22 protein-coding genes and 1 pseudogene are annotated in these 22,000 nt (G+C 73.7%); 14 read left to right on the forward strand and 9 right to left on the reverse strand.

The window, feature by feature from the left end:
- Window positions 1-2: 2 nt before the first annotated feature.
- From fgd to AC1VM9_RS14475, 3 genes are all read right to left on the reverse strand, one after another.
- The gene (gene fgd, locus AC1VM9_RS14465) at window positions 3-1,010 is read right to left on the reverse strand and encodes a glucose-6-phosphate dehydrogenase (coenzyme-F420) (RefSeq protein WP_483123111.1); all 1,008 of its coding nucleotides are present in this window, start codon (window positions 1,008-1,010) and stop codon (window positions 3-5) included.
- Between the two features lie 81 nt (window positions 1,011-1,091).
- Window positions 1,092-2,075: a L,D-transpeptidase family protein gene (locus AC1VM9_RS14470; protein WP_483123112.1), complete on the reverse strand. Its 984-nt coding sequence runs from the start codon at window positions 2,073-2,075 to the stop codon at window positions 1,092-1,094.
- A 130-nt stretch (window positions 2,076-2,205) separates the two neighbouring features.
- The gene (locus AC1VM9_RS14475; protein WP_481345646.1) at window positions 2,206-2,958 is read right to left on the reverse strand and encodes an IclR family transcriptional regulator; all 753 of its coding nucleotides are present in this window, start codon (window positions 2,956-2,958) and stop codon (window positions 2,206-2,208) included.
- 140 nt (window positions 2,959-3,098) lie between these two features.
- Between AC1VM9_RS14475 and leuC the strand changes: the two genes are divergently transcribed.
- From leuC to AC1VM9_RS14490, 3 genes are all read left to right on the forward strand, one after another.
- The gene (gene leuC / locus AC1VM9_RS14480) at window positions 3,099-4,550 is read left to right on the forward strand and encodes a 3-isopropylmalate dehydratase large subunit (RefSeq protein ID WP_483123113.1); all 1,452 of its coding nucleotides are present in this window, start codon (window positions 3,099-3,101) and stop codon (window positions 4,548-4,550) included.
- 3 nt (window positions 4,551-4,553) lie between these two features.
- Complete coding sequence (gene leuD, locus AC1VM9_RS14485; protein ID WP_481342653.1) at window positions 4,554-5,147, forward strand: 3-isopropylmalate dehydratase small subunit; 594 nt, start codon at window positions 4,554-4,556, stop codon at window positions 5,145-5,147.
- Window positions 5,148-5,432: 285 nt separating this feature from the next.
- Window positions 5,433-6,188, forward strand: a complete 756-nt coding sequence (locus tag AC1VM9_RS14490) for an HU family DNA-binding protein (RefSeq protein WP_481342654.1) — start codon at window positions 5,433-5,435, stop codon at window positions 6,186-6,188.
- 121 nt (window positions 6,189-6,309) lie between these two features.
- On the opposite strand, the gene cofC is transcribed toward AC1VM9_RS14490, so the two are convergent.
- Window positions 6,310-7,218, reverse strand: a complete 909-nt coding sequence (gene cofC / locus AC1VM9_RS14495) for a 2-phospho-L-lactate guanylyltransferase (protein ID WP_483123115.1) — start codon at window positions 7,216-7,218, stop codon at window positions 6,310-6,312.
- 62 nt (window positions 7,219-7,280) lie between these two features.
- Between cofC and AC1VM9_RS14500 the strand changes: the two genes are divergently transcribed.
- Window positions 7,281-8,138, forward strand: a complete 858-nt coding sequence (locus tag AC1VM9_RS14500; protein WP_483123116.1) for a lysophospholipid acyltransferase family protein — start codon at window positions 7,281-7,283, stop codon at window positions 8,136-8,138.
- Window positions 8,135-9,129: pseudogene (locus tag AC1VM9_RS14505) on the forward strand (NAD(P)H-dependent glycerol-3-phosphate dehydrogenase). The gene AC1VM9_RS14500 and the pseudogene AC1VM9_RS14505 overlap by 4 nt, the downstream one beginning before the upstream one ends.
- Before the next feature lie 37 nt (window positions 9,130-9,166).
- Here AC1VM9_RS14505 and AC1VM9_RS14510 read toward each other — a convergent pair.
- The gene (locus AC1VM9_RS14510; protein WP_483123118.1) at window positions 9,167-10,249 is read right to left on the reverse strand and encodes a trans-sulfuration enzyme family protein; all 1,083 of its coding nucleotides are present in this window, start codon (window positions 10,247-10,249) and stop codon (window positions 9,167-9,169) included.
- A 48-nt stretch (window positions 10,250-10,297) separates the two neighbouring features.
- Between AC1VM9_RS14510 and AC1VM9_RS14515 the strand changes: the two genes are divergently transcribed.
- Window positions 10,298-11,437 (forward strand): D-alanine--D-alanine ligase family protein, encoded by a 1,140-nt coding sequence (locus AC1VM9_RS14515; protein WP_483123119.1) that lies wholly within the window; start codon window positions 10,298-10,300, stop codon window positions 11,435-11,437.
- Window positions 11,438-11,443: 6 nt separating this feature from the next.
- Here AC1VM9_RS14515 and AC1VM9_RS14520 read toward each other — a convergent pair whose 3' ends face one another.
- Complete coding sequence (locus AC1VM9_RS14520) at window positions 11,444-11,845, reverse strand: DUF3515 family protein (RefSeq protein WP_483123121.1); 402 nt, start codon at window positions 11,843-11,845, stop codon at window positions 11,444-11,446.
- Window positions 11,846-12,001: 156 nt separating this feature from the next.
- Window positions 12,002-12,235 carry an Lrp/AsnC family transcriptional regulator gene (locus AC1VM9_RS14525; protein ID WP_323096899.1) on the reverse strand — a complete coding sequence of 78 codons (234 nt, stop codon included), beginning with the start codon at window positions 12,233-12,235 and terminating at the stop codon, window positions 12,002-12,004.
- Window positions 12,236-12,528: 293 nt separating this feature from the next.
- Here AC1VM9_RS14525 and thiL point away from each other — a divergent pair, with 293 nt between their 5' ends.
- Window positions 12,529-13,503 (forward strand): thiamine-phosphate kinase, encoded by a 975-nt coding sequence (gene thiL, locus AC1VM9_RS14530; RefSeq protein ID WP_483124026.1) that lies wholly within the window; start codon window positions 12,529-12,531, stop codon window positions 13,501-13,503.
- A 338-nt stretch (window positions 13,504-13,841) separates the two neighbouring features.
- Here thiL and rpmB read toward each other — a convergent pair whose 3' ends face one another.
- Both rpmB and AC1VM9_RS14540 read right to left on the reverse strand, forming a co-directional pair.
- Window positions 13,842-14,030 (reverse strand): 50S ribosomal protein L28, encoded by a 189-nt coding sequence (gene rpmB / locus AC1VM9_RS14535; RefSeq protein WP_076259851.1) that lies wholly within the window; start codon window positions 14,028-14,030, stop codon window positions 13,842-13,844.
- 165 nt (window positions 14,031-14,195) lie between these two features.
- Window positions 14,196-15,008: a fructosamine kinase family protein gene (locus tag AC1VM9_RS14540; RefSeq protein ID WP_483123122.1), complete on the reverse strand. Its 813-nt coding sequence runs from the start codon at window positions 15,006-15,008 to the stop codon at window positions 14,196-14,198.
- A 98-nt stretch (window positions 15,009-15,106) separates the two neighbouring features.
- On the opposite strand from AC1VM9_RS14540, the gene AC1VM9_RS14545 reads away from it, so the two are divergent.
- The 7 genes from AC1VM9_RS14545 (at window position 15,107) to rnc (ending at window position 21,997) form a co-directional block, all read left to right on the forward strand.
- On the forward strand, window positions 15,107-16,906 hold the full coding sequence (locus AC1VM9_RS14545) for a DAK2 domain-containing protein (protein ID WP_481339140.1): 1,800 nt from the start codon (window positions 15,107-15,109) through the stop codon (window positions 16,904-16,906).
- A gap of 4 nt (window positions 16,907-16,910) precedes the next feature.
- Entirely contained in the window at window positions 16,911-19,148 is a 2,238-nt protein-coding gene (locus AC1VM9_RS14550; protein ID WP_483123124.1) for an ATP-dependent DNA helicase RecG, read from the forward strand.
- Between the two features lies 1 nt (window position 19,149).
- Entirely contained in the window at window positions 19,150-19,728 is a 579-nt protein-coding gene (gene rsmD, locus AC1VM9_RS14555; RefSeq protein WP_481339146.1) for a 16S rRNA (guanine(966)-N(2))-methyltransferase RsmD, read from the forward strand.
- A 60-nt stretch (window positions 19,729-19,788) separates the two neighbouring features.
- Entirely contained in the window at window positions 19,789-20,277 is a 489-nt protein-coding gene (coaD, locus tag AC1VM9_RS14560; RefSeq protein ID WP_483123125.1) for a pantetheine-phosphate adenylyltransferase, read from the forward strand.
- Between the two features lie 89 nt (window positions 20,278-20,366).
- A complete protein-coding gene (locus tag AC1VM9_RS14565) occupies window positions 20,367-20,942 on the forward strand; it encodes a YceD family protein (RefSeq protein WP_483123126.1) in 576 nt (191 codons plus the stop codon).
- A gap of 1 nt (window position 20,943) precedes the next feature.
- Window positions 20,944-21,138 carry a 50S ribosomal protein L32 gene (gene rpmF / locus AC1VM9_RS14570; protein WP_020142793.1) on the forward strand — a complete coding sequence of 65 codons (195 nt, stop codon included), beginning with the start codon at window positions 20,944-20,946 and terminating at the stop codon, window positions 21,136-21,138.
- Between the two features lie 19 nt (window positions 21,139-21,157).
- A complete protein-coding gene (gene rnc, locus AC1VM9_RS14575; protein ID WP_483123127.1) occupies window positions 21,158-21,997 on the forward strand; it encodes a ribonuclease III in 840 nt (279 codons plus the stop codon).
- Window positions 21,998-22,000 lie beyond the last annotated feature (3 nt).

The raw sequence follows: 22,000 nt of genomic DNA on the forward strand, positions 1-22,000 counted from the left end.
GGTCAGGCGAGCTCGCGCAGCCCGGGAAGGACGTCGGCGGCGAACTGCTCGAGGAACCGGGCCTGGTCGTGACCGGGTGCGTGGAACACGACGTGGTCGAACCCCCAGTCGACGTACTGGCGTACCGCGTCGACGGCCTCGTGCGGGTCGCTCGTGACGATCCACCGCCTGGCGACCTGCTCGTCGCTCAGCTCGTCCGCGAGGCGCTCCATCTCCACCGGGTCGTCGACGCCGTGCTTCTGCTCGGCCGTCAGCGACAGCGGCGCCCAGAACCGGACGTTGTGGAGCGCCCGGTCGGGGTCGCGGTCGTAGGAGAGCTTGATCTCGATCATCCGGTCGATGTCCTCGCGGGTGCGGCCGGACTTCTCCAGGCCCTCGTCGACGGCCGGCATCAGCTGGTCCTCGTAGAGCTCGCGGCCCTTGCCCGACGTGCAGATGAAGCCGTCGCCGGAGCGCCCGGCGTACCGGGCCACGAGCGGGCCACCCGCCGCGACGTAGACCGGGATGGGCTCCTCCGGCCGGTCGTAGACGGTGGCTGCACGGGTCCGGTAGTAGTCACCCTCGAAGTCGACCCGCTCCTCGGTCCAGAGGCGTCGCATGAGCCGCACCGACTCGCGCAGCCGGGCGAAGCGCTCCTTGAACTCCGGCCACGGCGACCCGGCCGCCCCGACGGCCACCTCGTTGAGGGCCTCGCCGGTGCCGATGCCCAGGACGATGCGTCCCGGGTTGAGAGCGCCCAGCGTGCCGAAGGCCTGCGCGACGACGGCGGGGTTGTAGCGGAACGTCGGGGTCATCACCGACGTGCCGAGCGTGATGCGCTCGGTGCGCTCGCCGGCGGCCGCGAGCCACGACATCGCGAACGGGGCATGGCCCTCGTGGTGGCGCCAGGGCTGGAAGTGGTCGGAGATGAACGCCGAGTCGAGCCCGAGCTGCTCGGCCAGGACGGCGAGCGTGACGAGGTCACGAGGCCCGAACTGCTCCGCGGACGCCTTCCAACCAACCTTGAGCACGGTGCCTCCTGCGACTCGGAACGGGTCGTGCCAGCCTACGTCGGCAGCCGCTCGCGCCCGTCGGGGCGGGTCAGGAGCGGGTCACCAGTGGATGACGACCCGGTCGCCGATCCGTGACTCGTCGTAGAGCCGGATGATGCCGTTCCAGTCGCGGACGTTGACGCAGCCGTGGGAGGCGCCGGCGTAGCCGAGGCGCGCGAAGTTCGACGAGTAGTGCACCGCCTGCCCTCCGGAGAAGAACATCGAGTAGGGCATCGGCGTGTGGTAGAGGTTCGAGATGACGTCCTTCTTCTTCTTGTAGACGGTGAAGACGCCCTCGCGGGTGGGCAGCTCGTCGCTGCCGAAGCGGACGTCGAAGCCGTACTGGGGCACCCCGTCGACGACCCAGGTCAGGTGCCGGGTCGTCTTGCTGATGCACATGACGCGTCCGGTCATGCAGCGCGGGTCGAGGTCGGCGGAGCCGGCGTCGGGCTTCGGCTTCGGCTTCGGCTTGACGTTGGCCAGCTCGTCGGCGGTCGGCCGGCGCGTCATCGCCACGAGCCGGTCCCACGTCGTCTCGTCGAGGCTGCCCGTCGCGGCGAACCCGCGCTTGGCCTGGAAGCCACGCACCGCGGCCTCGGTGCGGCTGCCGTAGCCGTCCGTCACGTCGCCGGAGAACCAGCCGATCTGGCGCAGCCGGGCCTGGAGGGCGCGCACCCTCGTGCCGGAGTCGCCGCGCCGCAGCAGGACGACCGGGGCCGGGACCGGCGTCGCGGTCGGCGTCGCGGTCGGGGGAGCGGCCGGGGGTGTGGTCGGGCGAGTGGTCGGGGCTGCGGTCGCAGTCCCGGCCGGCGTCGGGGTGGCCGGGGTCGTGGGCCCGGACGTCGCCCCGCCCGTGCTGTCGGACGCCGTTCGGGTCACGGAGACGCGCGTCGCGGCCGTGGACGCACCGTCGTCCGGCGTGCAGGCGGCCAGCGCGGCGACGGCGACGCAGACCGCCCCGGCGAGCACCCCACGGGTGCGGAACCCGCCTCGAGCGGGCCCGCGGCGACGCGTCGGGCGAACGGACGTGGTGGGAGCCGGCATGGTTACCCCTGACCAGGACGTTGGGTGGTTGCACCGAGAGTGACGTGCCACGGCCCCGCGCGGTTGTCCGAGTCGACGGCTCGCCGCGGATCGTGACCGATCCGTTGCGAAAAGTCCGGTCCCGGACGTCTCAGGCGTTCTGCTGCTGCTGTTGCTGCTGCTGCATCGCGTGGTGGCGGCGCAGCACCTCGGTCAGCTTGTTCGCGCCGGCGACGACGGTCGCGGCGTGCAGCCGGCCCGGCTGGCGGGACAGGCGCTCGATGGGTCCGGAGATCGACACCGCGGCGACGACACGGCCCGAGGGCCCGCGCACCGGGGCGGACACCGACGCGACCCCGGCCTCGCGCTCGGCGACGCTCTGCGCCCAGCCGCGGCGGCGCACCGCCGACAGCGTCGTGGCGGTGAACGCGGCGCCCTGCAGGCCACGGTGCAGCCGGTCCGGCTCCTCCCAGGCGAGGAGCACCTGGGCGGCCGATCCGGCGAGCATCGACAGGGTGGCGCCGACGGGGATCGAGTCGCGCAGGCCGACCGGCCGCTCGGCGGCCGCGACGCAGATGCGCTGGTCGCCCTGCCGCCGGAACAGCTGGGCGCTCTCGTTCGTGTGGTCGCGCAGGGCTCCCAGGACGGGGCCGGCCGCAGCGAGGAGCCGGTCCTCGCCCGCCGCGGAGGCGAGCTCGCCGAGCCGCGGGCCGAGGACGAAGCGGCCCTGCATGTCGCGCGAGACGAGCCGGTGGTGCTCGAGGGCGACGGCCAGGCGGTGCGCCGTCGGGCGCGCCAGGCCGGTGGCGCCGACGAGCTGAGCGAGCGTGGCCGGACCGGCCTCGAGGGCGCCCAGCACCGTGGCTGCCTTGTCGAGGACGCCGACCCCAGAAGAGTTGTCCATGAACTGATATTGACGTCTCAGGCACTGAGACGTCAATCCACAACGCCCACAAAAGAGCGACGCTTTTGCAACAGCGACGTCGCGAGCCGGTCCTCGGTGGCGCGCGCGCTGGAGCAAGAGACGTCGCGCGGAGGGATGAGATGGCAGGGACACTGGCCGAGAAGGTCTGGGACGCACACGTCGTCAGGCGCGCCGAGGGCGAGCCCGACCTCCTCTACATCGATCTGCACCTGCTCCACGAGGTCACCAGCCCCCAGGCCTTCGACGGTCTCCGGCTCGCCGGACGTCCCGTCCGGCGCCCCGACCTCACCCTGGCGACCGAGGACCACAACGTCCCGACGACGCCGGGCCCCATCACCGACCCCGTCTCCAAGGTCCAGGTCGAGACGCTGCGCCGCAACTGCGAGGAGTTCGGCGTCCGGCTCTACCCGATGGGTGACGCCGACCAGGGCATCGTCCACGTCGTCGGCCCGCAGCTGGGCCTGACGCAGCCGGGCATGACCGTCGTCTGCGGTGACAGCCACACCTCGACGCACGGCGCGTTCGGCGCGCTCGCCTTCGGCATCGGCACCTCCGAGGTCGAGCACGTCCTCGCCACCCAGACGCTGCCGCTCAAGCCGTTCCGCACCCTGGCCGTCAACGTCGACGGCACGCTGCCCGACGGGGTCACGGCCAAGGACATCGTCCTGGCCGTGATCGCCAAGATCGGCACCGGCGGTGGCCAGGGCTACGTCATCGAGTACCGCGGCGAGGCCATCGAGGCGCTGTCGATGGAGGCCCGGATGACGGTGTGCAACATGTCGATCGAGGCCGGTGCCCGCGCCGGCATGATCGCCCCGGACCAGACGACGTTCGACTACCTCCAGGGCCGCCCGCACGCCCCCAAGGGTGCGGACTGGGACGCCGCGGTCGCCGAGTGGACAGCGCTGCGCACCGACGCCGACGCCGTCTTCGACGCCGAGGTCGACATCCACGCCGCGACGCTGACGCCGTTCGTCACGTGGGGCACCAACCCCGGCCAGGGCCTGCCGCTCGGCGAGTCCGTGCCCGACCCCGAGTCCTTCGCCGACGAGAGCGACCGCCTGGCCGCCTCGAACGCGCTCGCGTACATGGGCCTCGAGCCCGGGACGCCACTGCGCGACATCCGCGTCGACACCGTCTTCGTCGGCTCGTGCACCAACGGCCGCATCGAGGACCTGCGCGCTGCCGCCGACGTCATCAAGGGTCGTCGCGTGGCCGACGGCGTCCGGATGCTCGTCGTGCCCGGCTCGGCCAAGGTGCGGCTGCAGGCCGAGGCCGAGGGGCTCGACGCCGTCTTCACCGAGGCCGGCGCCGAGTGGCGCCTGCCCGGCTGCTCCATGTGCCTCGGCATGAACCCCGACACCCTCTCGCCGGGGGAGCGCAGCGCGTCGACGTCCAACCGCAACTTCGAGGGACGCCAGGGCAAGGGCGGTCGTACCCACCTCGTCAGCCCGCTCGTCGCGGCGGCCACCGCCGTGCGCGGGACGCTGTCGAGCCCGTCCGACCTCGGCTCGGTCCGCGAGCCGGTGGCCGCGTCCGCCGTCGCGTCCAGCACCACCGGGGAGGCCTGAGCCATGGAGAAGTTCGAGACCCACACCGGCGTCGGCGTTCCGCTGCGGCGCAGCAACGTCGACACCGACCAGATCATCCCGGCCGAGTACCTCAAGCGCGTCACGCGCACCGGGTTCGAGGACGGCCTCTTCGCCGCGTGGCGCAAGGACGAGTCCTTCGTCCTCAACAACCCGGTGTACGCGGGTGGTTCGGTGCTCGTGGCCGGGCCCGACTTCGGCACCGGGTCGAGCCGTGAGCACGCCGTCTGGGCCCTCATGGACTACGGCTTCCGCGTCGTGGTCAGCTCCCGGTTCGCCGACATCTTCCGCGGGAACAGCGGCAAGCAGGGACTCGTCACGGCCGTCGTCGCCCAGGACGACGTCGAGCTGATCTGGAAGCACCTGGAGAACAACCCGGGTTCCGAGGTCGAGGTCGACCTCGTGGCCCGGACCGTCCGGGCCGGCGAGATCGTGGCCGCCTTCGACATCGACGACTACACCCGCTGGCGGCTGCTCGAGGGGCTCGACGACATCGGCCTGACGCTCCGACACGAGGACGAGGTGTCCGAATTCGAGAAGCGCCGGCCGAGCCACAAGCCGGTCACCACCCCGGCCTGAGACCCCGGCCAGAGGCAGGTCACCGGACCTGCTGACGGTGACGGATCCCGCTGTGACACAGCGGGATCCGTCTCCTTTTCTCCAGCCAACCATCTGCTGGCCGCGGGGCTCCGGGCGGGCCGGGCGGCGGTTCCCGGGGCGTCAAAGTCGTTGCGACACAACGAAAAGCCCGGGTGGGGTGATGGACGAACCCGCTCGACAGGCCTAACGTCATCTCGTAGCCGGACTGGTTCCGGATGCCCACGTCGGGTCGCCTGACACCGACAGTCCTCTGGAGGGGAAGACGTGAACAAGGCAGAACTGGTCGACGCGCTGGAGAAGAAGCTCGGCAGCAAGAAGCAGGCCTCCGACGCCCTCGAGGCCTTCCTCGACGTCGTCATCCGCGAGGTGGCCAAGGGCAACAAGGTCGGGATCACCGGCTTCGGCACCTTCGAGCGAGCCGACCGCGCGGCCCGCACGGGGCGCAACCCCAAGACCGGTGAGACGGTGCGCATCAAGAAGACTCGCGTCCCCAAGTTCCGGTCGGGCACGAACTTCAAGGAGATCGTCTCGGGCGCCAAGAAGGTCTCGCGCACCGAGTCCGCGGCGGCGCGCGCCACAGCGGGCAGCTCGGTGTCGGCGCCGGCGACCAAGAGCGCGGCGAAGAAGACGGCGTCCACGGCCAAGAAGGCCACGGCCAGCAAGGCCGCTCCGGCCAGGTCCGCGGCGAAGAAGACGGCGACCAAGGCCGCCGGCACGGCCGCGTCCGCAGCGAAGAAGACGGCGTCCACGGCGAAGAAGAGCACCGCCAGCAAGGCTGCTCCGGCCAAGTCCGCGGCGAAGAAGACCACGACCAAGGCCGCCGGCACGGCCGCGTCGGCAGCGAAGAAGACGGCGTCCACGGCCAGGAAGAGCACCGCCAGCAAGGCTGCTCCGGCCAAGTCCGCGACGAAGAAGACGACGACCAAGGCGGCCACCCCGGCCAGGTCCGCCGCGAAGAAGGCGACGTCCACGGCCAAGAAGACGACGGCGAAGGCGACGGCGCGCAAGAGCGCTCGCTGAGGCGTGGTCCGGGCCGGCCGGGTGGTTCCCGGTCGCGTGCGGACCGTGACGGACGACGAGGGCCCTGCCGGACGGCCGGGCCCTCGTGCGTGCCACGACCAAGCGGGCGCGGTGCGGGGCGTCAGCGGATGCGCTCGCCCGGGCCGATGCCGACGATGCGCAGGGCGACGACGACGTCGTCGACGACGTCGACCGTGAGGCGCTGGCCGACCCGCAGCAGGCGCAGGCCGCTCGACTCCAAGGCGGGCGCGCCGAAGACCAGCTCGCGCCCGTCGTCGCGCAGCACGCTGCCCGTGCGTGTCTCGGGGTCGTAGCGGTGCACCGTGGCCTGCATGGTCCTGATCCAAGCAGATCCGCGGTGCTCGAGCACCGCCCGTGTCGCGGGCCCCGGCCCCAGCCGGCGGGCGGCGGCCAGTCCCGACGCGTCGTCGACGTCGGTGCGCAGGCGCGGGAGGTCGAGATCGAGCCGCACGGCGCCGTCGGCCTCGTGCCGCGCGGCGCTGCCGACGCCGAACCGCGGTGTGAAGCGGCGGCCCGTGCGCAGCACCGTGCCCGTGCCGTCGACGTCGGGCACGAACGCGTCGTCGTGGTGGGCGGCCACCTCGAGGGCGGCCCGCAGCGAGGCGGCGTCGAGCGCCGGCAGGTCACCGAGGAGCACACCGACCCGGGCCGCCCCGTCGGCGGCTACGTCGTCCTCCTGCCCGTCGCGCGGGTCGTTCGCGGCCCGGACGCCCACGGCCACGGCGTCGTTGAGCCCGCTGCCCGGGTCCTCGACGACGAGGACGCCGCGGAGGGCCCACGTCGCGCGGAGGGCCGGGTCGGTGGTGACGAGCACGACCGACCCGGCCCCCACTGCGGCGACGACCGCCTCGAGGGTGTCCGCCGCGATGGCACGGCTCAGCGTCTCGCGATCGGCCCCGACGGCGCGGGCGAGCCGGGACTTGCCGTGCCGGGGGTCCTTGACGGGGACGACGACCCGCCAGGGCCCCGTGGCGGGGGCGGCTGTCGAGGCGTCCGGGGCAGTTGTCATGCTGACGCCCATCGTCCCACTCGCCGCGAGGCCGCTCGACACCGCGCCGCGAGGTGGACAAGATGAAGCCCAGCCACGCCGAGGGGCGGGCACGACGAGGAGGACGTGACGACGTGACGGGTGCCCGACCGAGGCGGCTGCCGTGGGCCTATCGCCTCGCCGCCCTGCTCCTGCGCCGGCCGCTGCTGCTGCTGACGAGACGGGACTGGCGCGGCGTCGAGAACATCCCCCGGCAGGGCGGGTTCGTCGTCTCCCCAAACCACATCTCCTACGCCGACCCGCTGCCGTTCGCGCACTTCCTCTTCGACAACGGTCGCGAGACCTACTTCCTGGCCAAGGACAGCCTCTTCGACATCCCGGTCGTCGGCATGATCCTGCGCCGTTCCGGGCAGATCCCCGTCTACCGCAACTCCGTCGCCGCCACCGACGCCTACCGCGCCGCCGTGGACGGCGTCCGGGCCGGCAAGGCGCTCGGCATCTTCCCCGAGGGCACGATCACCCGCGATCCCGACCTGTGGCCGATGCGCGGCAAGACCGGTGCCGCGCGGGTGGCGCTCGAGACCCGCTGCCCGCTGATCCCCGTGGCGCAGTGGGGCGCCCAGGAGATCCTGCCGCCCTACGCCCACCGACCGTCGCTCTTCCCGCGCAAGACGATGCACGTCATCGCCGGGCCGCCCGTCGACCTGTCCGACCTCTACGACCGGCCGCTCGACACGCGGACGCTGCGCGAGGCCACCGACCGGCTCATGGACAGCATCACCGAGCTGCTCGAGGAGATCCGCGGTGAGCGGTCGCCGCACGAACGCTTCGACCCGCGCCGCCACGGCCTCACCGAGTACGGGGACCCGCACCGCGGCGACGACGTCGGCGGCCCGAGCCCGTCCGGCCGGTCGGGGAGCGTCGAGGAGGAACCGTCGTGACCCGCGTCGCCGTCATGGGCAGCGGCAACTGGGGCACCGCGTTCGCCGCGATCCTCGCCGACGCGGGCTGCGAGGTGCGGATGTGGGCGCGGCGCGCCGAGCTCGTCGCCGGCATCAACGCCGGCCGCAACGCCGAGTACCTGCCCGAGCTGCGGCTGCCGCCGACCGTTCGCGCCACCGTCGACGCCACCGAGGCCCTCGACGGCGCCGACGTCGTCGTGCTGGCCGTGCCCTCCCAGACGTTGCGCGGCAACCTCGCGCAGTGGGGCGCCGCCCTGCCGGCCCGGGCGCCCGTCGTGTCGCTGATGAAGGGTGTCGAGCTCGGCACGACGATGCGGATGAGCCAGGTGATCGCGGAGGCCGGGGTCGGTGAGGACCGCATCGTCGTCGTCTCCGGTCCCAACCTCGCGCCCGAGATCGCCCTGCGACAGCCGGCGGCCGGCGTCGTCGCGTGCAGCGACATGGGCACCGCCGAGTCGTCGCGTCGGCGTGCGCCACCTCGTGGTTCCGGCCGTACACCGACACCGACGTCATCGGGGCAGAGGTCTGCGGCGCGACGAAGAACGTCGTGGCCCTGGCGTCCGGCATGGCCGAGGGTCTGGGCTTCGGCGACAACACCAAGGCCACGATCATCACCCGGGGGCTGGCCGAGACCACGCGGCTGGGCCTGGCCCTCGGCGCCCACCCGCAGACCTTCATGGGCCTGGCCGGTGTCGGCGACCTCATCGCGACGTGCATGTCGCCGCTGTCGCGCAACCACTCCTTCGGCGTCCGTCTCGGACGGGGCATGAGCGTCGAGGAGGCCACCGCCGAGATGCGCACGACGACCGAGGGGGTCAAGTCGTGCGAGTCGATCCTCACCCTCGCCCGCGAGCACGACGTCGACATGCCGATCTGCGAGCAGGTCGTCGCGGTCATCCGAGACGGCCACCCGGCCAGCGAGGTCGGCCCGCGCCTCATGTCGCGCGACCTCAAGGCCGAGAAGCACTGAGCTCGCGGGGGGCCCCGGGGCCCCAGGGCCGGCGTCGTCAGGCGGTGCGCAGCGCCTGGTCGAGGTCGGCCCAGAGGTCCTCGACGTGCTCGATCCCGACCGAGAGCCGCAGCAGGGTCTCGGGGACCGACGTCGGCTCGGACGGGTGGCGCCGGCGGCGCTCGACCTGCGACTCGACGCCGCCGAGGCTCGTCGAGTGCAGCCACAGCCGCGTCGCCTCGCACACCCGCTCGGCCGCGGCGACGTCACCGGCCACCTCGATCGAGACGATGGCGCCCGAACCCGGGTAGCGGACCCGCGTCACCGACGGGTGGGTCGCGAGCCGCGTGGCGAGGTCGGCAGCGTTCGTGCAGGCACGCTCGAAGCGCAGCGCGAGGGTCCGCAGGCCGCGAAGCGCGAGAAAGACCTCGAGGGGCCCGGCGACGGCACCGTGCAGCGTACGGTGCCGCAGCAGGCGCTCGCCGATCGAACGCCCGCGCTCGGTGTCGGCCACCACCGTCGCACCGAGGACGACGTCGCTGTGGCCGGACAGGTACTTGGTGACCGAGTGCACGACGACGTCCGCGCCCAGCCCGAGCGGCCGGCACAGCAGCGGCGTCGGCAAGGTGTTGTCGACGACGCTCGTCACACCGAGCTCTCGGGCCCGGCCGAGGACGACGTCGAGCTCCGTGACGTCGAGCAGCGGGTTCGTCGGCGACTCGAGCCACAGGAGGTCGGCTGATGGGAGCGCGTCGAGGAAACCGGCGGTGTCCGTGGCGTGCACGCGCACGACGGTGCCGCCCGCCTTCTCGAACGCGTCGAGCAGGTCGACGGTGCCGTTGTACGTCTGGTCCGGCGCGAGCACCGTGCCGGTGGCCGGGACGAGCGACAGCGCGGCGGCGACGGCGCCCATCCCGGACGCGTGCACGAGCGCGCGGCCGCCCTCGAGCCCGCCGAGGGCCTCCTCGAACGCGGTCCACGTCGGGTTGCTGAAGCGCGCGTAGCCGACCGGCCCGTCGGCGACGTACGTCGAGGTCAGCTCGACGGCCGGGTTGGGCGAGGCGCCGCCCTCGCGCGGCGGTCTGCCGGCGGCGACGAGGTAGGTGTCGACGTGGGGGTCCGGATGCGCCTCGGTGGCCATGCCTCAGCGTACGAGGGGGTCCCGGAGGTCGGGATAGAGTCTCGTCTGATGACCACGGACCAGCCCCAGCCCGCCCAGGACAGCCGCCGCCCGCGCGTCGCCATCGTCTTCGGAGGCCGCTCCTCCGAGCACGCCGTCTCCTGCTCGACGGCGGCCAGCGTCCTGCGCTCCATCGACCGCGACAGGTACGAGGTCGTGCCCGTCGGCATCGCCCGCGACGGCCACTGGGTGCTCGTCGACGACGACCCGGAGCCGCTGCGCCTCCTGCCGGGGCAGACGCCCGAGGTCGACGGGCACGGCGCGTCGGTCGTCGTGCCGCTCAGCACCGGGGACCGCTCGCTGACGGTGCTCGAGCCCGGCAGCCCGCCGCGCGCCCTCGGGGACGTCGACGTCGTGTTCCCGCTCCTGCACGGCCCGTTCGGCGAGGACGGCACGATCCAGGGGCTGCTCGACCTCGCGGACGTGCGATACGTCGGCTCGGGTGTCACGGCCTCGGCCGTCATGATGGACAAGGCGATGATGAAGGTCGTCTTCGAGGCCGCCGGTCTCAAGGTCGGCCCGTACGTCGTCATCACCGACCGCGAGTGGAACCGCGACCCCGAGGCGGCGCTGTCCCGCGTCGAGCAGCTCGGCTGGCCGGTCTTCGTCAAGCCGGCCCGCGCCGGGTCGAGCATGGGCATCGCCAAGGTCGATGACGCGTCGGACCTGCGGGCGGCCGTCGAGGCCGCGCGCGAGCACGACCCCAAGGTCGTCATCGAGGCCGCCGTCGTGGGCCGCGAGATCGAGTGCGGCGTCCTCGACGGGCACGGCACCGACGCCCCGCGCACGAGCGAGCTCGGCGAGGCCGTCGTCGTGGCCAACCACGCCTTCTACGACTTCGAGGCCAAGTACCTCGCCGAGGACGACGTGCGGCTCGAGTGCCCGGCCGACGTGCCGGCAGAGGTGGCCGAGCGCGTCCGCGAGATGTCGGTGCTCGCCTTCGAGGCCGCCGGCTGCGAGGGCCTGGCCCGCGTCGACTTCTTCTACACGCCCTCGGGCGACGTCGTCATCAACGAGATCAACACGATGCCGGGGTTCACACCGCACTCGATGTACCCGCGGATGTGGGCGGCCTCCGGGCTGGCCTACCCGGACCTCATCGACGAGCTCATCTCGCTCGCCCTGGAGCGCCGCACCGGCCTGCGCTGAATCGGCTCAGCTGCAGCGGCGTCCGGTCGCGGGCAGCGAGCGGGCGAGCTCGTCGAAGGCGGGCAGCAGGAGCGGCACCGGCCCGTACGCGTTCGGCGCGAGCACCTCGAGTGCCGGGTCGCGGCCGTAGGTCGTGGCCATCGAGCCGTCGGACAGGCGGCGGACGACCCAGTCGACGCCGTCCACGGAAACGCACTCGTCGGTCGTCGGCCCGAGCGGGTCCAGACCGCAGCGCGCGATGAGCGCGGGGTCACCCCAGGCGGCGACCGACCTGTCGTCGGGGGACGTGCCGACCCGGGCGTGGCCGCTGACCGTCGGCGGCCAGGTCGCGTTGCGGCACACCGGTGCGGAGGCCTGGGGGGCGAGTGCGACCTCGACCGGGCGGCTGCACCCGGTCAGCGCGAGCACCGCCAGGCCGGCGAGGAACAGCGCGACGGCGGCGCCGCGAGGCGCCGCCGTCGGGCGGTCGGTGCTGGTGCCGGTCCTGGTCGCGGTGGGCGCCGTGGGCGCCGTGGGCGCTGTGGCCGGGGCCGTCGGGACGGGACTGCTCAGGGTCGTCAGGCCTCAGACGTGCACGACGGTGCAGGTCAACGTCCGGGTGATGCCGGGGACGTCCTGCAGCTTGGCGATGACGAGCCGGCCGAGGTCGTCGACGTTCTGGGCCTCGACGCGCGCGATGACGTCGTAGGGACCGGTGACGTCCTCGGCGAGCGTCACCCCCGAGATGCCGGCGATCTGCTCCGCGACGCTGGCGGCCTTGCCGACCTCGGTCTGGATCAGGATGTAGGCCTGGACCACGTGTCACCTCACTGTGTTGGACGCATTGTGGCGGGGTGCCGCGGCACGCGGCGTGCAGGGCACCCTCGGTGTGACGGTGCCGCTGCCCAGACGCTACCTTGCCATGGGACCCACGTCCCGGGGAAAGCCGGCCCCTGCCCGGCGGTGAGACCGAGCGCCACGGCGCAGGGACGCCGGCGCGACGCCGGAGGACGAGGAGGGGTCGGGTGAGCGACCTGCACGCGAGCGCGCAGCCCGGGCGGCCGACCGTCGCCTCCGTGCCACCGGCCGCCGACCGCGCGGCTCGCGGCCCGATGCTGACCGGTGGCACCCCATTGCGCACGCTCGACGAGGACACGCTCCTCGAGCGCATCCTGCCGCTGTTCCCGGCAGGCCCCGACCTCGACGTCGCGCCGGGCGACGACGCCGCCGTGCTGCGCACCGCGCCGCGGACGATCGCCACGACCGACACCATGGTCCTGGGCCGCGACTGGCTCGACGCGTGGTCGTCCGGGGCCGATGTGGGGCACAAGGTCGTGGCCCAGAACCTCGCCGACGTCGCGGCGATGGGGGGCCGGTCCACCGGTGTGCTCGTGACGCTCGTCGTCGACCCCGACGTCGGCGTCGAGTGGGTCCTCGACCACGCGCGGGGGATCGCCGACGCGTGCCGCGCGGCCGGCGTCGACGTGCTCGGCGGAGACCTCTCCTCGGCCCCCGCCGGGGTCGTCATGGTGTCGGTGACGGCGCTCGGCGCCCTCGACGGCGACCCGGTGCTGCGCTCCGGCGCGCGCCCGGGCGACGAGCTGGCCGTGTGCGGCTCCCTCGGCCTGGCCGGCGCCGGGTTCCTCCTGCTGGGTCGGGGAGCCGGCGACCGGCTGCCGGATGCCGTGGAGCGGCAGCGGCGTCCGCAGCCGCCGCTCGACGCCGGTCCGGCCGCCGCGCGTGCCGGTGCCACCGCGATGCTCGACCTGTCCGACGGGCTGCTGCGTGACGGCGGCCGAGTCGCCCGCGCGAGCGGCGTCGTCGTCGATCTCGACCCGGCGTTGCTCGAGCCGCACGTCGGTCTCCTCGAGGCGGTCCTAGGTCGGGAGGACGCGCTCGACTGCGTCCTCGCCGGCGGCGAGGAGCACGCGCTGCTCGCCGCGTTCCCGCCCGGTGGGGTGCCGGACGGCTGGCACCGGCTCGGCGGCATCCGCACCCCGGCGCCGGGGGAGCGGCCGGGCATCCTCGTCGCCGGCCGCGCCGTGTCGCACACCGGCTGGGACCACTTCCGCGGCGAGCCGACCTGACGCGTCCGGGGTACGCGCGTCCCCTCCGCGTCCCTCCGCCGCGTCGCGACCTCCCGGCGCCCCAGCGTCAGGGGCCCGACCGCGGCCCCCTCCGAACGGCAACACACCGAGCAGCTGCCAACCACGGCAGGTGTACCCCGCACCGGTTGGCAGCTGCTCGGTGTGTTGCGGCGTCGGGTAGCGGACGCATCGGGTCGGGTGGCGGACGCATCGGGGCGGGTTGTGGACGCGTCGGGGTCGGGTGGCGGACGCATCGGGTCGGGTTGCGGACGCGTCGGGTACACGAAAGGCCGGCACCCGAGGGGGTACCGGCCTTCAGCGTTTGGGGTGTCGTGCGCTCAGCGCGCGACCTTGCCCGCCTTGAGGCAGGACGTGCACACGTTGAGGCGCTTCGGCGTCACACCGTTCACCAGCGTCCGAACGCGCTGGATGTTGGGGTTCCAGCGGCGCTTCGTGCGGCGGTGCGAGTGCGAGATGTTGTGACCGAAGCCCGGCCCCTTGCCGCAGACGTCGCAGTTGGCAGCCACGGGTATCTCCTGAAAGCTCGATGATGAGGAAGTGCTGACTCCGGCCCGTCCGCGGTGGACGCGCGAGAGCGCGCGTCACCCCGGTCGATGGACGGGGGAACCGGTCAAGAGTAGCCGACGACGTGGGCGGACGACAAAACGGCGCCGGCAGCGGCCGCCGCCCGCTCACGACAGGGCACGCGCTGTCTCGACGAGCTGCGCGGCGTAGGCCCGTCCGTGCGAGGACGCGTGGGTGGCGAGCGGGTGCAGCTGGTGCAGCTCGATGCGGTTGCGCCAGCCGCGCTCGAGTCCGGCCGCCTCGGCATACGCGGCGGTGACGCGGTCCAGGCCCGGGCAGCCGAAGAGGGCCAGCATGGCGAGGTCGGTGAGCCCGTGGCCCCCGTGCGCCGCAGGGTCGATGACGACGGGACCCTCGACCGTGAACACGACGTTGCCCGACCAGAGGTCGCCGTGGATGCGGGCCGGCGGCCGGTCGTCGTCGAGCTCGCCCGCGGCGATCCGGTCGCACAGTCGCTCGACGACGCGCGCGCCGCCCTCGTCGAGGTGGCCGGCCCGCACCGCGCTGCGGACGAACGGCCGCACCCGCTGCTCGGCGTAGAACAGGCCCCAGGTCGGCGTGGGGTCGTTGGACTGCACCTGCCGGCCGATCCACGCGTCGCCCGTCCAGCCCGCTGGCGGCGCCCCGAAGGCCGGGGCTCCCGCGGCGTGCGTCGTCGCCAGGCCCCGGCCCAGGGCCTCGGCCGCCGCCGCCGACGGCGCGGCGGGGTGCAGTCGGGCGAGGTCGATGTGGTGCGGTCCGACCGAGCGGACCTCGACGACCCTGACCCCGCCGGCGGGCTCGGCCTCCGCGAGCCACCGCAGCCCGGCCGCCTCGACCGCGTAGAAGCCGTCGGGGGCGCCGTCCCAGGACTTGCGGTGGACGGCGGCGGAGGCACTCGACACACGGCCAAGGTAGCCGGAGGCGGGGGCGCGGTGCATGCGACGGTCGGGGTGAACCGCTAGCCTGCCGAGCACGGTGGGACGGTGGACGGGCCCGCCGGACGAGCACCCACGAGCACACCGACGACCACCACGAGATGGACCACGACGAGCACCAGCACGAGGACGAGCAGGAGGACCGTTTGTCCGGCGCCGAGCCGCAGCCCGACGGGCCGTTGACGCTCCTCGACCTCGTCGCGGTGCGCCGTTGGGCCGTGCTGACCCGGTCCCTCTACGCTGCCCGACGCGCCGAGATCGACGCGCTCAACGTCTTCCCGGTGCCCGACGGCGACACCGGCACCAACCTCTACCTCACCTTCGACGGTGCCGTCGAGCGCACGCTGTCCGGAGGCCAGGCCGACACGGCCGCGGCGCTGCTCGACACGTTCGCGCGCCACCTGCTCTGGACCGCACGCGGCAACTCCGGCGTCATCCTCAGCCAGCTGGCCCGGGGACTCGCCGAGGGCTGTGCGTCGGCCGAGCGCATCGACGGTGTCGTGCTCGCCGCCGGTCTGCGCCGCGCCGAGGAGCGGGCCCGCCAGGCGGTGACCGACCCGAAGGAGGGCACGATCCTCACGGTGGCCAGCGCGATGGCCGACGCCGCGGACGCCGCCGCACGCGCCGTCGACGCGGGCTGCGGCGAGGATCCGGTGCCGGTCCACGTCGTGGCGACCGGCGCGCTCGGGGCCGCGCGCGTGGCTCTCGCGGCCACCCCCGACCAGCTCGAGGTGCTGGCGCGGGCCGGGGTCGTCGACGCCGGCGGGGCCGGGCTCGTCGTCCTGCTCGAGGCGCTCGAGCGGGTCTGTGCGGGGCAGCGCGGCCGGCCGGAGCTGGACGCGTCCGAGCGGCGCTCGCGACTGCGACCCGGCCGCGCGCACCCGGTGCTGTCCGGCGCTGCCGACGACCAGCACGGCGCCGAGGGCTCCCCGCAGTACGAGGTCATGTACCTGTTGCGCGACACCGACGACGCGGCCGTCGACGCCCTGCGTTCCCGCCTCCTCGAGCTCGGCGACTCCGTCATCGTCGTCGGCGGTGACGACGAGTGGAACGTCCATGCGCACGTCGACGACGCGGGGGCCGCCGTCGAGGCCGGCATCGAGGCGGGCCGGCCGCACCGGGTGCGCATCACGTCCCTGGCCGATGCGCACCCCCATCACAGCGGGGCCGCCCCCGGCGAGACCGTGAGCGCGCGCGGATCCGCGCCGGCACACGCCGGGCCGCACGGGTCGGCGTCCGGGATCGTCGCGTGCGCGGCGGGCTCCGGGCTGGAGTCGCTCTTCGAGAGGGCCGGAGCCGTGGTCGTGCGCTCCGGGCCGGGCCGCCGTGCCTCGACCGGGGGCCTCATCGACGCCATCCGCTCCCAGCACGCGCGCGGCGCCGGCGGTGTCGTCGTGCTGCCCAACGACGGGGACACGCTGCTCGCCGCCGCGGCTGCCGTCCGGGCCGCCGCCGACGACGGCATCGAGGCCCACCTCGTCCACGTGCGCACCGCCGTCCAGGGCATCGCCGCGGTCGCGGTCTTCGAGCCCGACGCGGCCGCCTCCGAGAACGTCCTGGCGATGCAGGCGGCAGCCTCGGCCACCCGGCACGGCGCGGTCACCCTCGCCAACCGGGCCGCGCTGACCAGCGGGGGACCGTGCCGTCCGGGCGACGTGCTCGGTGTCGTCGACGGCGACGTCGTCATCGTCGGGTCCGACCAGCTGCGCGTGGCGCGGGAGGTCGTGCACCGCCTCCTCGCGAGCGGCGGCGAGCTCGTCACGGTCGTCGCCGGGGTCGACGCGCCCGAGGGCCTGCTCGAGGCCGTCACGGCCGAGGCCCGGGCCGCCCACCACGGCATCGAGGTCAGCCTCATCGACGGCGGCCAGCCCGTCTACAGCGTCCTGCTCGGGGTGGAGTGACGCCGTGGCCGCACTGACCGAGGACTCCCCGCTCACGAAGCTGCTCCAGAAGCCGGACGCCGCTCAGCTGGCGCGGACCAAGGGCCTGCACAGCGTCGGCGACCTCTTCGAGTTCGTGCCTCGGCGCTACGTGCGTCCCGGCCAGCTCACCGACCTCTCGTCGGTGCACGTCGGGGAGGACGTCCTCGTCGTCGCCGAGGTCAGGTCGGCCTCGACCCGGGCCATGCGCAACCGTCGGGGCAAGATGCTCACCGTCGTCATCGGCGACGACCTCGGCAACGAGCTCGACGTCACCTTCTTCAGCGCCTACGGGCACGAGAAGAAGCTGCTGCCCGGGGTCCGCGGCTTCTTCGTCGGCACGATCGGGGCCTACGGCCGCCGCCTGCAGCTGACGCATCCGGAGTACGAGCTCTTCGACGACGAGGACCAGGGCGAGGCGGCGGTGGAGTGGTACCGCACGCACCGGGTACCGGTCTACTCCACGACGGGGAAGCTCAACTCCCTGCGCCTGCGCAAGCTGGTCCACACCGCGCTCGACTCCGTCGACCGCGTCCGCGAGCCGGTGCCCGACGAGGTGCGCGACCGCCGCGGGCTCCTGTCGCGCCGGGAGGCGCTCGAGCTGGTCCACCGGCCGGCATTGGAGGACCGGCCCTCGCGCGGGCTCGACCGCCTCAAGTACGACGAGGCGTTCGTGCTCCAGACCATCCTCGCCCAGCGCCGCAAGGCGGCCGAGGCCGAGCTGGCCACCCCGCGGCCGCCGCGCCCCGGCGGACTGCTCGCCGCCTTCGACGAGCGGCTGCCCTTCGAGCTGACCCAGGGCCAGCGCGACGTCGGCGAGGTGCTCACGCGCGAGCTGGCCTCCGACCGGCCGATGCACCGGCTGCTGCAGGGCGAGGTCGGCTCCGGCAAGACCGTCGTGGCCCTGCGCGCGATGCTCGCGGCCATCGACGCCGGCGGCCAGGCCGCGCTGCTGGCCCCCACCGAGGTGCTCGCGGCCCAGCACCACCGCTCGATCACGGCCATGCTCGGCGACCTCGCCGAGGGCGGCCGGCTCGGCGGTGCGGAGCACGGCACGACGGTCGCCCTGCTCACCGGCAGCCAGAACGCCGCCACCCGTCGCAAGGCCCTCCTCGACGCGGCATCGGGGGAGGCCGGCATCGTCGTCGGCACCCACGCCCTCATCCAGAAGCACGTCCAGTTCGCCGACCTCGCCCTCGTCGTCGTCGACGAGCAGCACCGCTTCGGCGTCGAGCAGCGGGACGCCCTCCGCGAGAAGGGCATCCGGCCACCGCACGTGCTCGTCATGACCGCCACACCGATCCCGCGCACCGTCGCGATGACGGTCTTCGGCGACATGGAGACCTCGACCCTTCGCGAGCTGCCGCGGGGGCGGTCGCCCATCGCCACGCACGTCGTCGACGCCCAGCGGCCCGGCTGGGTCGAGCGGACGTGGCAGCGGGTCGCCGAGGAGGTCGCCCGGGGCCACCAGGCCTACGTCGTGTGCCCCCGCATCGGAGGAGACGACGCCCCGTCGCGGGATGACGCCGGCGCGGACTCCGAGGACGCGTCCGACTGGGACACCGAGTGGGAGGGCGACGGGGAGGACGCGGACACCCCCCGCCGCGAGCTCACCGGGGTCCACGAGATGCTCGACGAGCTCGCCTCCACCCCGGCGCTCGCGGGGGTGCGGCTCGGCCTGCTCCACGGCCGCCTCGACGCGGACACCAAGGACGCGACGATGCGCGCCTTCACCGACGGCCAGGTCGACGTCCTCGTGGCGACGACCGTCATCGAGGTCGGCGTCGACGTGCCCAACGCGTCGGTCATGGTCGTCGTCGACGCCGACCGCTTCGGCATCTCGCAGCTGCACCAGCTGCGGGGGCGGGTCGGCCGCGGTGCCGTCCCGGGGCTGTGCCTCCTCATGACGAACGACCCCGGCGAGCGCGCCCTCGAGCGGCTCGAGCAGGTGGCGGCCACCAGCGACGGTTTCGAGCTGGCCCGGGTCGACCTCCAGCTGCGACGCGAGGGCGACGTGCTCGGTTCGCGCCAGAGCGGGCGCGGCAGCTCGGTGCGCCACCTGCGACTCGGCCGGGTCGAGGACGAGCAGATCATCGCCGACGCGCGCGAGGACGCGTTCGCCCTCGTCGACGCCGACCCGCAGCTGCGCGAGCACCCGGCCCTCGCGGCCGCCGTGGCGCTGCGACTCGACGACGAGCAGGCCGCCTGGCTCGAGAGGGGCTGACATGACGCGCGTCATCAGCGGCACGGCCGGCGGTCGGCGGCTGCGCACACCTGCGGGCTCGGGCACGCGTCCGACGTCCGACCGCGTCCGCGAGGCCCTCTTCAGCCGGCTCGAGCACCGTGGCCTCCTCGAGGGCAGGCGCGTCCTCGACCTCTATGCCGGTTCCGGTGCCCTCGGCCTCGAGGCCGCCAGCCGGGGAGCGTCGGTCGTCCTGCTCGTCGAGTCCAGCGCCGCGGCCGGCAAGGTCATCCGGGCCAACATCGGGGTCGTCGGGGCGCCCGGGGTCCGGCTGCTGCCGACGACCGTGGAGAAGGCCCTCGCCGCCGGACCGCCCGCCGGGGTCCGGATGGACCTCGTCCTGCTCGACCCGCCCTACGACGTCGCCGAGCCCGCCCTCGCGGCCGTCCTGCGAGCCCTCGTCGACCACGGCTGGCTCGCCGATGACGCGTTCGTCGTCGTCGAACGTTCGAGCCGGTCGCCGCAGCCGACGTGGCCCGACGGCCTCGAGCTGTCGGGCGAGAAGCGCTACGGGGAGACGACCGTCTGGTTCGCCGAGCCCCCCACCGGCGGCGCGGCCTGAGCCGGCACCCGTCCGGCGCCCGTCCCGCCCCGTCACGACGCCGGCCGGTAGGTTTGCCGCGTGAGCACCGTGACGCGTCGCTGTGTGTGCCCCGGTTCCTACGACCCCGTGACGAACGGGCACGTGGACGTCGTCACCCGCGCGAGCCGCCTCTTCGACGAGGTCGTCGTCGCGATCCTGCACAACCCCTCCAAGGAGGGCACCTTCTCGGTCCCGGAGCGCACCCGGCTGCTCGAGGCGTCGGTCGGTCACCTGCCGAACGTGCGCATCGGTGACTGGGCGGCCACACTCGTCGTCGACGTCTGCCGCGAGGTCGGGGCCGACGCCATGGTCAAGGGGCTGCGCGGCGGGACCGACTTCGCCTACGAGCTGCCGATGGCGCACATGAACCACCACCTCACCGGCGTCGAGACGCTCTTCCTGGCCTCCGACCCCACCCTCCAGCACGTGAGCAGCTCGCTGGTCAAGGAGGTCGTGCGCTACGGCGGCGACGTCACCGGCCTCGTCCCGGACGCCGTCCTCGAGGCGCTGCGCGGCCGTCTGGCCTGATTTGGGCGCCGGAGGAGCCTCCGGTAGCCTTGGACGTCGGTCCACGTCCGTCCTGGCGCGGACCGAACCTACGACCGTGCGCAGGAGATATGAGCCGCCCCGATCCCCGTTCACCGCTGGTGCTCGACACCAGGGACCTGAACAGGCGACCGGGGACGATGCATGAGCTCACGCGCACGGTGACGTTCCCCGACGACCTCGGCACCGACGTCATCGCGATCAAGGCCGGCACGCCGGTCGAGCTCGAGGTGCGGCTGGAGTCGGTCGTCGAGGGCGTCCTCGTCACTGGTTCGGTCGGCGGCACGGCGACCGGCGCCTGCGTGCGGTGCCTGGACCCCGTCGAGCTCGACGTCGACGGGACCTTCCAGGAGCTGTTCGCCTACGCCGACCGGGCGGCGCACCACCACGAGGTGGGAGCCGACTCGGACGAGGACGAGGTGCACGAGCTCGTCGGCGACCTCGTCGACCTGGAGCCCGTGCTCCGGGACGCGGTCGTACCGACGCTGCCGTTCAAGCCGGTGTGCCGGGAGGACTGCCCGGGCCTGTGCTCCGAGTGCGGAGCCAGGCTCGCGGACGACCCGGACCACCACCATGAAGTGATCGACCCGAGGTGGTCGGCTCTCGGCGGACTGCTGGGGGACGACCCGCAAGAGAAGAGGAACTGACGTGGCTGTCCCGAAGCGGAAGATGTCGCGCTCCAACACCCGTTCGCGTCGCGCGAACTGGAAGGCTACGCCGACCACGCTGACCACGTGCCCCCAGTGCGGTGCTGCCACGCAGCCCCACATCGCGTGCCCGTCGTGCGGCACCTACAAGGGCCGTCACTACGCCGCGGCCGAGCGCACCGAGCACCAGGCCTGACCTGCCCGTGAGCGGCCCCGTGAGCGACCTCGATGCCGGGGGTGTTCCGGCGGCGGTGACGCAGGAGCCGCAGCGGCCCGTCGACGCCCTGCTCGCCCACCTCGACGAGGTGGTCGGCCAGGGAGTCGACGAGCCGCTGCTCCTGCGTGCCCTGACGCACCGGTCCTACGCGTACGAGAACGGCGGGCTGCCGAACAACGAGCGCCTCGAGTTCCTCGGCGACTCCGTCCTGGGCCTCGTCGTCACCGAGACGCTCTACCGGGAGCACCCCGACCTCGCGGAGGGCCAGCTGGCCAAGCTGCGCGCGGCGGTCGTCAACATGCGAGCCCTCGCCGAGGTCGCGCGCACCTTCGACCTCGGCGGCTACGTCATGCTCGGCAAGGGTGAGGAGGCGACGGGCGGCCGCGACAAGGCCTCGATCCTCGCCGACACCCTCGAGGCGCTCATCGGCACCGTCTTCCTCAGCGTCGGCATCGAGCGGGCGGCCGTCTTCGTCCACCACCACTTCGACGCCCTCATCGAGGAGGCCGCGACCCTTGGCGCCGGCCTCGACTGGAAGACGAGCCTGCAGGAGATGGCCGCCGGCGCCGCGCTCGGGACTCCCGAGTACCGCGTCGGCGAGCAGGGCCCGGACCACGAGAAGGAGTTCCACGCGCAGGTCTTCGTCGGCGACGAGGTCCTCGGCGAGGGTCGTGGCCGCTCGAAGAAGGAGGCCGAGCAGAAGGCCGCCAAGCAGGCCTGGCACACGCTCGACGCCCGCAGCACCGAGGCGGCCGCCGACCAGTCTGCGGCCCCGGGTGTGTCCGGCCTGTCCGGCGACGTGTCCGGACCGTCCGGCCCCACGCGCGCGCTCGGCTGACCC

Source organism: Monashia sp. HAY1-11D (genome assembly GCF_056868035.1).

Excerpts from the sequence above, each read along its gene's own strand:
- AC1VM9_RS14470 (WP_483123112.1), bottom strand. The coding sequence starts at position 2,075 with ATGCCGGCTCCCACCACGTCCGTTCGCCCGACGCGTCGCCGCGGGCCC.
- AC1VM9_RS14475 (WP_481345646.1), bottom strand. The coding sequence starts at position 2,958 with ATGGACAACTCTTCTGGGGTCGGCGTCCTCGACAAGGCAGCCACGGTG.
- leuC (WP_483123113.1), top strand. The coding sequence starts at position 3,099 with ATGGCAGGGACACTGGCCGAGAAGGTCTGGGACGCACACGTCGTCAGG.
- leuD (WP_481342653.1), top strand. The coding sequence starts at position 4,554 with ATGGAGAAGTTCGAGACCCACACCGGCGTCGGCGTTCCGCTGCGGCGC.
- cofC (WP_483123115.1), bottom strand. The coding sequence starts at position 7,218 with ATGACAACTGCCCCGGACGCCTCGACAGCCGCCCCCGCCACGGGGCCC.
- AC1VM9_RS14500 (WP_483123116.1), top strand. The coding sequence starts at position 7,281 with ATGAAGCCCAGCCACGCCGAGGGGCGGGCACGACGAGGAGGACGTGAC.
- AC1VM9_RS14510 (WP_483123118.1), bottom strand. The coding sequence starts at position 10,249 with ATGGCCACCGAGGCGCATCCGGACCCCCACGTCGACACCTACCTCGTC.
- AC1VM9_RS14515 (WP_483123119.1), top strand. The coding sequence starts at position 10,298 with ATGACCACGGACCAGCCCCAGCCCGCCCAGGACAGCCGCCGCCCGCGC.
- thiL (WP_483124026.1), top strand. The coding sequence starts at position 12,529 with ATGCTGACCGGTGGCACCCCATTGCGCACGCTCGACGAGGACACGCTC.
- AC1VM9_RS14540 (WP_483123122.1), bottom strand. The coding sequence starts at position 15,008 with ATGCACCGCGCCCCCGCCTCCGGCTACCTTGGCCGTGTGTCGAGTGCC.
- AC1VM9_RS14545 (WP_481339140.1), top strand. The coding sequence starts at position 15,107 with ATGGACCACGACGAGCACCAGCACGAGGACGAGCAGGAGGACCGTTTG.
- rsmD (WP_481339146.1), top strand. The coding sequence starts at position 19,150 with ATGACGCGCGTCATCAGCGGCACGGCCGGCGGTCGGCGGCTGCGCACA.
- AC1VM9_RS14565 (WP_483123126.1), top strand. The coding sequence starts at position 20,367 with ATGAGCCGCCCCGATCCCCGTTCACCGCTGGTGCTCGACACCAGGGAC.